Here is a 12898-nt window from a genome sequence, read left to right on the forward strand (position 1 = left end):
CCAAGATCGATCGGGTGGGACCCGATACCGTTGCGGGTATGGACGACGTCGAGACCCGCGAGCTGCGGTACTTCGTGGCGGTCGCCGAGGAACTGCACTTCGGCCGGGCCGCGGTCCGGCTCGGCATCGCGCAGCCGCCGCTGTCGCGCGCGATCCGGCGGCTGGAACATCGCCTGGGTGTCGAGCTGCTGGAGCGTACGAGCCGCGGCAATCAACTCACCGAGGCGGGTGAGGTGCTGCTGCGTGAGGCGCGCGTGGCGCTGAATGCGGTATCGGCGGCAGTACGCCGATCGCGCCGGGCCGGCGCTGCGCAACCGTCGCTGGTACTCGCGATGAAGCCCGGCGGCGACGAGGGTCTGCTGCCGCGGATCCTGGCCGCGTACGAGTCGGAACCGGATGCCCTGCCGGTTCAGTTCGCGTTCTCGCTGGGCGAACGCGCGGCGATGCTGCGCAGCGGGCGAGCCGACGTGGGCCTGCTGCACCATCCGCAGAACGACCTCCAGGGGTTGGCCAGCGAGGCGCTGAGCGTGGAGCGGCGGGTGGTCGCCCTGGCCGACGGGCATCGGCTTGCGGCCCATGACAGCGTGTGTCTGGCGGATCTGGCCGGCGAGACGATGCCGCAATGGCCGGAGGCAGTCGACCGTGGCCCCGGTCCGGTGGTGCGCGACGCCGGCGAGCTCATGCAACTCGTCGCGCTGGGACGGGTGGTGGCCCTGGTCGGCGAGTCGGCGCGGGACCGGCCCTACCGCGGCGTGACGTACCGCGCGGTGCGAGACGCCCCGCCCGCGACGCTGGTCGTGGCGTGGCCGAAGGGCAGCCGGTCACGGCACGTCGCGGCCTTCGTGCGGGCCGCCCGCACCGCCGCCCAGGTCAAGCCGGTCGAATGCGGGCGACCCGCCAGTGGGAGTCCACCGGAACCGTGACGATGGCCGTCACGCCGTCGTCGGTGTCGACTACGAACTCGATGTGGTCGGGCCGGCTGATCCGGGGTGCGAGGTCGCCGCGGAGGGTGGCGGCGACCGGCTGCGGGAAGGCGTCGGTGTAGATCTGGCCCCGCAGGTCCGACGTGGCCAGCTCGGCGAGTCGAGATCGCCAAGTTGCCCTATCGAGGTCCTTGCGGACCCAGATGGTCGCGAAGCGGTGAGCGTTGTCGTACGCCTCTCGGTAGTTCACCACCGGCCGTGTATCGGGCGCGACCGTCGAGTTGGAGAACTGCAGCCGGCCGGGCTCCTCGTCGGCGGTCGACGGCCCGGCGCAGGCGCTGGTGAGCCCGATGGCCACCATGGCGAGCGCTGTTCTGATCCGCATAGGACTCCAGCATGGCGAGTTACCGGGACGGGCGCCACACCACGCTGACGTAGCAGAGGTTGGGGTCGTTGCCCGCGCCGTATTCGTGGTAGCAGGAGACGCTGCCGGAGCCGGTGGGGTGGCGGATCAGGTGCCGGGTCATGCCGGTGGCCGTCATGAGGGCGTCCCGGGCTGTTACCAGCTCCAATTCGCAACCGAAAGCTCGCAGCACTTCGGGGTATTCGGTGAATGGGTTTGTGCGGCGCCAGGCCGCGTGCTGCCACGTGTCTGACTTGCACTGCTGGGCCAGCACCATAACGGCTTCGGCGGGACCAGGAAAACCGTCGGGGAAAGCGGGTGGAAGGCCGCGTTCGTCGAGCGACTCGAGGAATGTCACGTCGGTCAGGATGTGGGCATTCGCGTCGTATTCGTAAGGCGGCGCAGGTGGGCGGAGCGGCTCCAGACAGCCGGGCACCCCGCTGGCGTCGAGGGCGGACAGGGCCGCCGCGACCACTCGCGGGGCCTGCTCGGCGTGGTCCTGCAGGTCCAGGTGGAGGGCCGGGCCGTCGTCGCCCAGAAGGGCGTCTACCCAGTTGGGCAGGGGGTCGGTGGGCTCGCCGGGGTGCGGGATGGCTCGGACGGCGGCGGCTGCGGCCCGCAGGGCGGCCATGGCCGTCTCGTCGTCGGGAGTGTCGCGGAGCACCAGCACAGCCCGACTGGGACGGTCGGCCAGATAGGCGGCCAGGGCGGCCTCGTCTCGGTGCAACACGGCCGGAATTCTCGCACACGCGCATCGACGCAGATGAAGGGAAAGCACAGCGTCGATTCAGGCTTTTCGGCACGCATCCGGGTCATGGCCAGGCGGGTAGCGGTATGCCGACAGCTACCGGCAATTTCACCTGAAGGAGTCGCCTCCGCAGGACGCGGACAGCTTCACCGACACCGCCTTCGAGGCCGACGGGAGGGGCGGATCTCTCGCCGCCCCGTCTGCCGTCGTCCGCGGAACGTGGGTCCGCGGTTGTTCCCGACGGGGGTGGCTGACCTGACCGGTTGACCAAGCCGTGCCCGTCGGCAATAGTGAGGCGTATGCCTAAGTATCGCGACGAGCTGGACGCCGTGCTCCGCGCTCTCGCGGATCCGACGCGCCGTGCCGTCGTGGAACGCCTGGCGAGGTCGCCGGCCATCGTGTCCGAGCTCGCGGCACCCTTCTCGATGGCGTTGCCGTCGCTCATGCAGCACCTGCGCATCTTGGAGAACGCGGGACTGGTCGTGTCGCACAAGCACGGACGCGTGCGCACGGTGACGCTGCGACCGGGCGCGCTCGACGTCGTGCACCTGTGGCTCGACGAGCAACGAACCCCCGCGGAACGCCAAGCCGACCGCCTGAGCATCCACCTGACCCGTACCAACCCGAAGGAAACATGACATGACTCGCGTACGCATCGACCTGTTCGCCTCGCTGGACGGCTACGCCCCGGCCGATCAGAGCCCGGAGCAACCGATGGGTGCGGACTGGGGACGACTCACCGCGGCGTGGACCGCGACCCGAACGATCCACGAGCGCGTCTTCGGCGATACCAGCGGCGTCGGCACGACCGGGGTCGACGAGTCCTACGCCGCTGCGCACTTCGAGGGCGTCGGCGCCGAGATCATGGGGGCCGGCATGTTCGGCCTGCACACGTTCCCCGACGACCCCGATTGGACGGGCTGGTGGGGTGACCGGCCGCCGTTCGGCACCCCGGTCTACGTACTGACCCACACCGCCCCGCGCCCGCCGATCTCGCTGGCCGGCGGCACGACGTTTCATTTCCGCTGCGCCGCGATCGAGGACGTGCTCGTCGAGGCGACCGAGTCAGCCGGCGGCATGGACGTACGCGTCGGCGGCGGGACCGGCACCGCGCGCGACTTCCTGCGCGCCGGCCTGGTCGACGACCTGCACGTCATGATCGCCCCGGTCCTGCTCGGCCACGGCATCCGGCTCTGGGACGACCTGCGCGGGCTCGAACTCACCCACAAGATGGCCACCGAAGCGTCCGAGAGCGGGACCATCCACGTCACCTTCACGCGATAGGACCACCGATGACGATCGAACGCCGAATGGCCCGCGCCGAATTCACCCTCACGCGTGACTACCCCGCGCCGGTCGACCGCGTCTGGGCCGCGTTCGCCGACGAGCATCAGAAGCTCGCCTGGTGGGGTGCGGGTGACGCGATGGAGCCCAGCGAGTGGGCGTTCGACTTCCGCGTCGGCGGACGCGACGTCGCCGAGGGAAAATTCCACCACGGCCCGATCTCCCGGTACGAGGCCACCTACACCGACATCGTCGATCACGTCCGCATCGTCACGACGTACGACATGTGGCTTGACGGCATTCACATGTCGACCTCACTGGCGTCCCTGGAATTCGAGCCCGTCGGCGAGGGCACCCGGTTCACCCACGCCGAACACGGCGTCTTCTTCGACCAGTTCTGGGCCGACGGACCGAACCGCGAGACCGGCACCCAAGGCCTGCTGGACGCTCTGGGCACCTACCTCACGTAACGCATCCCGCCGTTCGTCCCCGGCCGGGCGGCGTCACTCGCCCGCGGAAGCCGCGGAAGGCCGAGCCGACGAGCGATAGCTGCCGGGGGTCTGGCCGACCAGCCCGGTGAAGGCGTCGATGAAGCTGCTGGGGTTCGACCAGCCCAGCCGGATCGCCGTGCCGGTGACCGAGGCACCGTCGCTGAGCTCGATCAGCGCCCGTTGGATGCGCAGCAGGGTGCGCCACTGGTGGAAGCTCATCGACAACTCGCCGGCGAACAGCCGGCTCAGGGTGCGCTCGCCGGCGCCGGTGCGGTGGCCCAGCTCGGCCAGGGTCGCTGGGCTTGCCGGGTCCGCGTGGAGCAGGTCGGTGACCGCCTTGAGACGCCGGTCGCTGGGCTCCGGGAGGCGCAGCGGTTCCTGTACGGCGCGGGCGAGCTCGGCGAGTACGACGTCGATCAGCAGTCGCGCACGGGGGCTCTCCAGCGGCTCGCCCTCGTTCATCAGCGCCAGATAGGCCTCGCGCAGCAACGCGCTCACCACGAAGGTCGACGGTTCGGCCGGCAGCTGTCCGGTCAGCGTCACGGGCAGCGACAGCACCCGGAGGTCCGTCACGCCGTACGCCTTGCTGCTGTGTACCGCGAACGGCGGCACCCACATGATCCGACTGGCCGGCGCCACCCAGGTGCCCACCTGGGTCGCTGTGACCAGGGCGCCGCGAGCGGCGTAGCGGAGCTGGCCGTGGTCGTGGAAGTGCGCGGCCACGTCGGCGCCATGGGACAGCCCCACCGACAACGGCGCCTCGTCGGTGCAGAAGCTCGGCTCGTCGCTGGGGTCGGACACGCTGTCGAGGCTACCCGCCGCTGGCGGGTTATCGGAAAAACCCGGCGGGATACCGGTGGCGCGCCTGGCGCGGCAGACACAATCGTGGAGACATGTCACAACAGATCAAGCTCGAGGATGTCGCGCCCGCGTCGTCCGCCACCCACCGCCGAGATCAACACCGGAGTCGTAATCACCTCTCACACACCCTGAGCGAAGGGTGGCGGCGATGAGCACACAGACGGCCGGCACGATCGCGGTCTTCGGCGCGACAGGACGACAGGGCGGGGCCGTGGTCGACGCGCTCCTGGCCCGCAAGGCCCCGGTGCGGGCCCTGGTCCGCAACCCGCGATCCGACCGGGCTCGGGCGCTGGCCGCCCGCGGCGTCGAGCTGGCGGCCATCCGGACCGACGACCCGGCGTCGTTGACCGCCGCACTGACGGGGGTCGAGGCGTTCGATTTCATGACCCCGGAGGCGAACAACCTCGAAGAGGTGGAGACGGAGATCAGTATCGGCACCGCGCTCGTCGACGCGGCGATCGCGGCACGCGTTCCGCACGTCGTGTTCAACTCGGTCTTCGGCGCGGACCGGAAGCGGGGTGTGCCGAACCATGACTCGAAGCACGCGATCGAGGAGCACCTGAGGAGGTCCGGCCTCAGGGCCACGATGGTTCGCCCAGCCCCCTTCATGGAGGAGATGGCACCGAGCCTGGAGCACGGAGAGATCGTGCTGAGGCTGCCGCTGCCGGAGAACGTCGCCCTGAAGATGATCTCGGTGCGGGACGTCGGCCGGGTCGCCGCCGCGCTGCTGCTCGACACCGCGCAGGCACCCGGCGGAGCCGTCGAGCTCGTCGGCGACGAGCTGACGGGCCCGCAGATCGCCGCAGCGTTCGGCGCGCGCGCCGGGCTCCCGGCACGTTACGAGGTTCTCCCGTTGAGCGTGCTTCCCAGCGACCTCGACAGGGCGGTGTTCCGCCAGTTCGCGAAGGCGGCGGAACACCCGTCGAACCTGGCGATGCTGCGGGCCATCGAGCCGGCCGCCCTCGACCTGGCCGAGTGGATCCGATCCACCGGCTGGACCGCGCCCACAGACGTGACTGGTTCTGCGCCTCCGAGCCGGAACTAATCGACGTGCCGGTACGGCCACCACCGGTCCCGGCCAAGTTGATCTTTCACCTTGAGCGACGAGCACTGGAGCAAGACATGAAGGCGATCACCTACACCGAGTTCGGCGGCCCGGAAGTCCTTCGCCTCGAAGAGGTCGACGAGCCGCACGCCGGACGCGGACAGGTACGGCTGAAGGTCATGGCAGCGGGGGTCAACCCGCTCGCCCCAGAATCCGCAACGGGTGGAGGCCGCAGGTCGCGCCGCCGTTCCCGACTACCTGCGCTCGCTGGGCGATCCCGGTCGTCTACGGCGCCGGCCTCGCCGACCGGGTCCGCGAGGCCGCACCGCAGGGCATCGACGCCGTGTACGACGCCGCGGGCAGGCGACCTGCAGGTGTCGATCGACCTGCTCGGCGGCCCCGAGGTCGACGACCACAAACCGCGATGTTCATGGATCGAGGGTCGGGCAGCGGCGAATTCCGCCGCACGTCAATAGAGCCGCGATCCTTTCGGCGTCAGGCCCGTGCGGCGGAGGTCCCCGACGATGTAGCGGATATCGGCTGCGTCGCGATGGCTCCGGCATCGCTGGACAGTCGGCTCGTCCCGATCGAGGCCCACGATCTCTGAAATGCCTCGGCGATGCCGTTCACGGGTGAGTCCGCCGTTGCCGCAGCCGATGTCGGCGGCCCGCTTGCAGCCATCCGGGACTGCCTCGAACACCAAGGATTCGTATCGGGAACTCACGGAAGCGGAGCGTAGGAGACAGACGCAATCAAGCCCAAGCCTCGCTACCGGGCAACCCGTTAGCGTGCACTATCCGGTGTCCGGCACGCAGGAAGGCCGCGATCAGTGACTGGCCCATACGCCCAGGCCGACGGCGATGACGAGACCCCGGTCGCCGAGGTGGTGTCGGCGCAACGGTGCATCAGCGTTCAATCCTTGCTGGGACCCTGCCCCCAACTGCTGGACGTTCTGCGGGCCAGGCTCGGCGGGCTGGACGACCGCATCGACACGCTCACCCGCGCGCGGCGGACCCGCAGTGAGGAGTGGCGGGCCTGCAGTGAGCACACATTGACACCACCGAGCGGCTCGGACCGCGTCGCAGCGAACAGCATGTGCGCGTGGCCGGGAAAAGTGTTACGCGAGTTCTCTTTTCGGGCCCGTGAGAAGGCGTTGATGGAGTCGCCGCCGGCACCCCGCCCGATCCATCGAAGCTCTTTATGTACCGACATCGGCTCGCAGTCTGACCGCGACCAGTGTTGCCATCGCGAGCCGAAGCGCGCCGCAGGTCCTGGTGCTGCGAGTGGCCGCCGACGCCATGCGTCAGCAGGGCCCGAAGCGACCCGCAACCACCGCGGCAGTCAGCCGTAGACATCGATGATCGTCATTGACATGAGACGTGTGATGTTTGCAAAATGGGTTGGCGCGACCCCCATCGCGCACTAATTCAGGACTGGAGTATCTCGTGCTTCGTGCTGGACCCCCTTCTCGACGCAAGGGACTGCTCGCCACCGTCGCCGCCGGACTTCTGGTCGTCGGCCTGGCTGTGACCGGTACCCACGTGGCGTCGGCCGGTACTTCCCCCTTGGCCGCCAATGCCCTCGCGCCCACCGCCGGATGCGGCAAGGCCCCCGGGCTGAACAGTGGCAACCACACCATCCAGAGCGGCGGCAAGAACCGCAGCTTCATCCTCCGGCTTCCGGACACCTACGACAACAACTATCCGCACCGGTTGGCCTTCGGGTTCCACTGGTTGGGTGGCACCGCCAGCCAGGTCGCGACAGGCGGGACCGACGGACAGCCCTGGGCCTACTACGGCATGCTCTCCCAGGCGAACAACACCACCATCTTCGTCGCCCCGCAGGGCCTCAACAACGGCTGGGCCAACTCCGGTGGCGAGGACGTGACGTTCACCGACGACATGATCCGCCTGATCGACAACGCGCTCTGTGTCGACACGACCCAGCGCTTCTCCGTCGGCTTCAGCTACGGCGGCGCGATGAGCTACTCGCTGGCGTGTTCCCGGCCGAATGTGTTCCGTGCGGTCGCGGCGATCGCAGCCCCGGGGACGATCAGCGGATGCAGCGGCGGCACCGCGCCGGTGGCGTACATGGGCATCCACGGGGTCAATGACAACATCCAGAATGGCCGGGCCCTGCGCGACAGGTTCGTCCGGAACAACGGTTGCACCGCCCAGAACGCCCCCGAGCCGGCGGCCGGCAGCCGTACCCACATCATCACCACCTACTCGGGGTGCCGCGCCGGGTACCCGGTCGTCTGGGCGCCGTTCGACGGCGGCCACCAGCAGGGTCCGGTGGACGGGTGCGCCGGCTGCGAGAGTGGCGCGCGGAGCTGGGTCAAGCCGGAGGTGTGGAAGTTCTTCAGCCAGTTCGCGAGCACCTCCTCGCCCTCGCCCTCCCCCTCCTCGCCCGGTCCGTCGTCGTCCGGCCCGAGCCCCTCGACTCCGGCGAGCGGACCCTGCCGGGTCAGCGCGGCCATCAACCCGTGGAGCACCGGGCTGACCGAGAACCTCACCATCACCAACACCGGAACCGCCCCGATCAACGGCTGGTCCCTGACGTTCACCCTGCCCGGCGGCCAGAGCATCACCTCAGGATGGAACGCCACGTACTCGCCGGCTACCGGCCAGGTGACCGCCCGGAACGTGAACTACAACGCCACCCTCGCCCCGAATGCGCCGGTGGTCATCGGATTCCAGGCCAATCACACCGGCAACACCGCCACCCCGACCGCATTCACGCTCAACGGCGCGGCGTGCACCGTTGCCTGACCGGCGCAGGGGGCATCCAGATGGAACACGCACCCTGAACGCCCCCAACGGACCCGGCTTCGGCCACCCACGACGACGCGGCGCGGTCTCCTGCTGGCCACCATCGACTGAACCGGCAGCGGAAGCTGCGGACCTGACGCCACCACCACAGTTGGACGCACTCACGGGAGACGATGATGATTGACCCGCAGGACCGAGGGCGATCCGTCCGTCGGCGCACGGTTCTCGGCGGAGGGCTCGCCGCTCTGGGGGCCGTGGCCCTACCGGGCGGGATCGCGTCGGCCACGCCCGGCGCGGCACCCGAGGTCGCGGCCGCGTGGGTGGACCCGCCCAACGGTTACCCCGAGTGGAACAACAACATCGGGATCTTCGAGGTCAACTCGGAGCCGCCGCACGCGACCTCCATGCCGTACGCCGACCTCCAGCAGGCGCTGGACGCCGACCGCACGACGTCGCCGTACCGGCTCGACCTCACCGGGACGTGGCGGTTCAAGCACGTCGCCAAGCCCGCCGACCGTGACCTGAACTTCCACCGCACCGACGTCGACGACACCGGCTGGCCGACCATCCCGGTGCCCGCCAACTGGCAGCAGCACGGCTACGACTTCCCGATCTACACCAACTTCACCTACCCCTGGTCGGGCGCCAACGGGCAGAACGAGAACCCCCAGCCGCCGTTCGCGCCGACGCGGTTCAACCCGGTCGGTCAGTACCGCCGGCGGTTCGACCTCCCGGCCGCCTGGCCGGGGCGGCGGGTCCACCTGCACTTCGAGGGCGTCAAGTCCGGGTTCTACCTGTGGGTCAACGGAACGAAGGTCGGGTACCGCGAGGGCTCGTACACGCCGGCCGAGTTCGACGTCACCGACTACGTCCGGGCCGGCTCCAACCTGGTCGCGGTCGAGGTCTACCGGTTCCCGGACGGGGACTGGATGGAGGACCAGGACATGATCCGGCTGTCCGGGATCTTCCGGCCGGTCTTCCTGTACTCGGTGCCCGCGGTGCACCTGCGCGACTTCACGCTCACCACCCCGTTGCGGGACAACTACACCAACGCCGACCTGGCGGTGAAGGTCGCGGTGCGCAACCGCGGCGCGCAGCAGTCGGGGACGTACTCGGTGGAGATTCAGCTCTACGACGCCAACCGGCAGGCCGTCTGGCCGTCGCCCCTGCGGGTACCGGTGAACGTGGGCGCGGTGCCGGTGGGGCAGGACGCGACGGCGCAGGGTTCCCAGGCCGTTCAGGGCCCGAAGCTCTGGTCGGCCGAGCACCCGAACCTTTACACCGCCGTGCTGCAATTGCGCGACCCGTCCGGCGCGGTCACCCAGACCGCGTCGGCCCGGGTCGGCTTCCGAGAGTTCACGCTCTCCGGCGGCCTGATGCGGATCAACGGTCAGCCCGTGTCATTGCGCGGCACCAACCGGCACGAGACGAACCCCGACCGCGGGCAGGCGTTGACCCGCGAGGACATGGTCACCGACATCAAGCTGATGAAGCGGCTCAACATCAACGCCGTCCGGACCTCGCACTACCCCAACAACGCGGTGTGGTACGACCTCGCCGACGAGTACGGCCTCTACGTCATGGACGAGGCCAACCTGGAGACCCACGGCGTGCGGGACAACTACCCCGACTCCAACTCCGCCTGGACCACGGCCGTCGTGGACCGGGCCGTCCAGATGGTGCACCGCGACAAGAACCACCCGTCGGTCGTCATCTGGTCGCTCGGCAACGAGGCGGGCGGCGGCAGCAACTTCGTGACGATGCGCAACGCGATCCGCTCGGCCGACCCGACCCGGATCGTCCACTACGAGGGCGACAACCGGCGAGAGGTCAGCGACATCCGGTCCCGGATGTACGAGAGCCCGTCCACGGTCGAGGGCCGGGCCAAGGACACCTCCGACACCCGCCCGTACGTGATGATCGAGTACGCGCACTCGATGGGCAACTCCACCGGCAACTTCAAGGAGTACTGGGACATCGTCCGGCGCTATCCGATCCTGCAGGGCGGGTACATCTGGGACTTCGTCGACCAGGGCCTGCGCCGGCCGATCCCGTCGGGCGGCAGCGGGACCTACCTCGCGTACGGCGGCGACTGGGGCGACAACCCCAACGACGGCAACTTCTGTGCCAACGGCATCGTCACCGCGGATCGGCGGCCGTCCGGCAAGGCGGCCGAGGTCAAGCGGATCTACCAGGCGATCACCGTCTCGGCGGGCGCGGACGTCACCAGCGGGGTCATCAAGATCACCAACGAGAACCTGTTCACCAACGTCAACGAGTTCACCGGCCGGTGGGCGTTGGTCGCCGACGGCACAGTCGTCCAAAGTGGAGCGCTCACCGCCGCGCAGCTCGACATCGCGCCGTTGACGAGCAAGACCGTGCAACTGCCCGTGCAGCGGCCGACCGCCCCGGCGCCGGGGGAGGAGCACTTCCTCGAGCTGTCGTTCACCCTTGCGACCACCACGGCCTGGGCCGACGCGGGGTACGAGGTGGCGCGGCAACAGCTCCCGGTGAACTTCTCCAGCCCGCCCATCGTGCCGACGCCGGTGGCGGACGTGTCGGCATTGACGGTCACCGAGGCCAGTGACCGTGTCACCGTCGCGGGCCCGGACTTCACCGTCGTCTTCGCCAAGGCGACCGGCACGATCAGCTCGTTCGACGCGATGGGCGTGCGGCTGGTCAACTCCGGCCCGGTGCCGAACTTCTGGCGCGCGCCCACCGACAACGACCGGGGCAACGGCCAGCCCAGCCGCAACGGCACCTGGCGGCGTGCCGGCCTGGACCGGACCGTGACCGGGTTCTCCGTCAGCAAGCCGTCGGACCGCGCCGTCCGCATCGCGGTCACCGGCACCCTGCCGACCAGCACCAGGTCGACGTACACCACGACGTACACGGTGTACGGCAATGGGGAGATAAAGGTGGACAACACCCTGCACCCCGGGGCGACCAGCCTGCCGTACATCCCGGAGGTGGGCACGATCCTGTTCCTGCCCGCGGAGCTGGAGCAGGTGCGCTACTACGGCCGCGGGCCGGAGGAGAACCACTGGGACCGCAACAGCGGGTCCGACGTCGGTGTGTACTCCTCGACCGTCTCGGGGCAGTGGACCGGTTACATCCGGCCGCAGGAGAACGGCAACAAGACCGACGTGCGGTGGGTAGCGCTGGTCAACGGCAGCGGCCGTGGCCTGCTCGCGTTCGGCGAACCGCTGCTGGAGGTGAACGCGTCGCACTACACGCCGGAGGACCTGTCGACCGGCGCCCGGCACGACTACCAGTTGACGCGCCGGTCGGAGATCGTACTGCGGCTCAACTACCGCCAGATGGGTGTCGGCGGCAACGACAGCTGGGGCGCGCAGACGCTGGACCAGTACAAGCTGTTCGCCAACCGGGACTACTCCTACACCTACCGGCTGCGGCCCCTGCCGGATGTCGGCCAGGCCCTGGCGCTGTCCCGGCGACCGGTGGAGACGGCGGGCGCCGGCAGCGGTCCGCAGACCGGCGCGTACTACCGGCTGGTGGCCCAGCACAGCGGCAAGGCCGCGGACATCAACGGCGTGTCCACCGCGGCCGGCGCACTGCTGATCCAGTGGTCGGTGTCCAGCGGGCTCAACCAGCAGTTCGACTTCGTCGACTCGGGTAGCGGCTACTACCGGATTCGGGCGCGGCACAGCGGCCTGGTGTTGCAGGTCGCGAGTTCGAGCACCGGCGCCGACATCAGCCAACAAACCGATTCCAACGCCGCGAGCCAGCAGTGGCGCGTGGTGGACCAGGGCGGCGGCACGGTGAGCCTGGTCAACCGCCAGAGCGGCCTGGCGATGGACGTGTTCAACGCGTCGACCGCCGACGGCGCCCGCATCTCGCAGTGGACCCCGGGCGGCGGCACCAACCAGCGCTTCACCCTTCAGCGCGTGTGAGCCGGTAGTCCGGGTGCGGACCGACCTGGCGCAGGTATCGAGGTACCTGCGCCAGGTCGGTCCCCCGTTGACCCACCACCCTGTTCGAACAATCGCCCAACCCGCGTCGTCAGATGAGCCCGACTGCGCGGAGGTCCGTCCCCAGACGTCGACGGGCCCGCCGAACTCCTCGGCGATGACCTGGAGGGCTACCACGACGGCGCCGCTGTCTGGTTGAACTGCGCCGCAGAGCTGGCGCGCTCAATGCTTGGCGCCTCGCTCGCGGCTGCTGGTTTAGCCCGGTTCGAACGATGACGTTCCCGCGCTGCCGGACTCGTTGCCGACGACGGGCTCGCTGAGGTGCTCCAGCCGGACCACACCGGCCAGGTGACCAGCCGCCTCGTCGAAGAGGGTGACCCCTGCCCTCCGCACATACTGGACGCTCACGCCGCGACAGCGCTGCCGACCTACGCCGAGGA

The 12898-nt window shown here is 69.4% G+C and carries 12 protein-coding genes; 7 read left to right on the top strand and 5 right to left on the bottom strand.

The features are described from left to right. The first annotated feature begins 38 nt into the window (after nt 1-38). Nucleotides 39-923: a LysR family transcriptional regulator gene (locus Afe05nite_RS24645; protein ID WP_203819561.1), complete on the top strand. Its 885-nt coding sequence runs from the start codon at nt 39-41 to the stop codon at nt 921-923. Here Afe05nite_RS24645 and Afe05nite_RS24650 read toward each other — a convergent pair. Both Afe05nite_RS24650 and Afe05nite_RS24655 read right to left on the bottom strand, forming a co-directional pair. Continuing rightward, entirely contained in the window at nt 871-1308 is a 438-nt protein-coding gene (locus Afe05nite_RS24650) for a hypothetical protein (RefSeq protein WP_203819562.1), read from the bottom strand. The genes Afe05nite_RS24645 and Afe05nite_RS24650 overlap by 53 nt on opposite strands. A gap of 19 nt (nt 1309-1327) precedes the next feature. Beyond that, on the bottom strand, nt 1328-2056 hold the full coding sequence (locus Afe05nite_RS24655) for a hypothetical protein (RefSeq protein WP_203819563.1): 729 nt from the start codon (nt 2054-2056) through the stop codon (nt 1328-1330). A 317-nt stretch (nt 2057-2373) separates the two neighbouring features. Between Afe05nite_RS24655 and Afe05nite_RS24660 the strand changes: the two genes are divergently transcribed. From Afe05nite_RS24660 to Afe05nite_RS24670, 3 genes are read left to right on the top strand one after another with little or no spacing between them, the layout of a single operon-like run. Continuing rightward, a complete protein-coding gene (locus Afe05nite_RS24660; RefSeq protein ID WP_203819564.1) occupies nt 2374-2712 on the top strand; it encodes an ArsR/SmtB family transcription factor in 339 nt (112 codons plus the stop codon). Nucleotide 2713: 1 nt separating this feature from the next. After that, a complete protein-coding gene (locus tag Afe05nite_RS24665; RefSeq protein ID WP_203819565.1) occupies nt 2714-3358 on the top strand; it encodes a dihydrofolate reductase family protein in 645 nt (214 codons plus the stop codon). 8 nt (nt 3359-3366) lie between these two features. Then, nucleotides 3367-3828, top strand: a complete 462-nt coding sequence (locus tag Afe05nite_RS24670) for an SRPBCC domain-containing protein (RefSeq protein ID WP_203819566.1) — start codon at nt 3367-3369, stop codon at nt 3826-3828. Between the two features lie 33 nt (nt 3829-3861). On the opposite strand, the gene Afe05nite_RS24675 is transcribed toward Afe05nite_RS24670, so the two are convergent. Beyond that, the gene (locus tag Afe05nite_RS24675) at nt 3862-4650 is read right to left on the bottom strand and encodes an AraC family transcriptional regulator (RefSeq protein ID WP_203819567.1); all 789 of its coding nucleotides are present in this window, start codon (nt 4648-4650) and stop codon (nt 3862-3864) included. 208 nt (nt 4651-4858) lie between these two features. Between Afe05nite_RS24675 and Afe05nite_RS24680 the strand changes: the two genes are divergently transcribed. Continuing rightward, nucleotides 4859-5755, top strand: a complete 897-nt coding sequence (locus Afe05nite_RS24680; RefSeq protein WP_203819568.1) for an NmrA/HSCARG family protein — start codon at nt 4859-4861, stop codon at nt 5753-5755. 469 nt (nt 5756-6224) lie between these two features. On the opposite strand, the gene Afe05nite_RS24685 is transcribed toward Afe05nite_RS24680, so the two are convergent. Next, a complete protein-coding gene (locus tag Afe05nite_RS24685) occupies nt 6225-6455 on the bottom strand; it encodes a class I SAM-dependent methyltransferase (RefSeq protein WP_203819569.1) in 231 nt (76 codons plus the stop codon). Nucleotides 6456-7200: 745 nt separating this feature from the next. Here Afe05nite_RS24685 and Afe05nite_RS24690 point away from each other — a divergent pair. Then, nucleotides 7201-8526 carry a CE1 family esterase gene (locus Afe05nite_RS24690; protein WP_203819570.1) on the top strand — a complete coding sequence of 442 codons (1326 nt, stop codon included), beginning with the start codon at nt 7201-7203 and terminating at the stop codon, nt 8524-8526. 254 nt (nt 8527-8780) lie between these two features. Then, a complete protein-coding gene (gene lacZ / locus Afe05nite_RS24695; RefSeq protein WP_239118168.1) occupies nt 8781-12440 on the top strand; it encodes a beta-galactosidase, LacZ type in 3660 nt (1219 codons plus the stop codon). Between the two features lie 273 nt (nt 12441-12713). Here the strand turns inward: lacZ and Afe05nite_RS24700 are convergent, their stop codons facing one another. Continuing rightward, complete coding sequence (locus Afe05nite_RS24700) at nt 12714-12851, bottom strand: hypothetical protein (protein ID WP_203819572.1); 138 nt, start codon at nt 12849-12851, stop codon at nt 12714-12716. Between the last annotated feature and the right edge of the window lie 47 nt (nt 12852-12898).

Source organism: Paractinoplanes ferrugineus, from assembly GCF_016862195.1.
GTDB classification, from domain to species: Bacteria; Actinomycetota; Actinomycetes; order Mycobacteriales; family Micromonosporaceae; genus Actinoplanes; species Actinoplanes ferrugineus.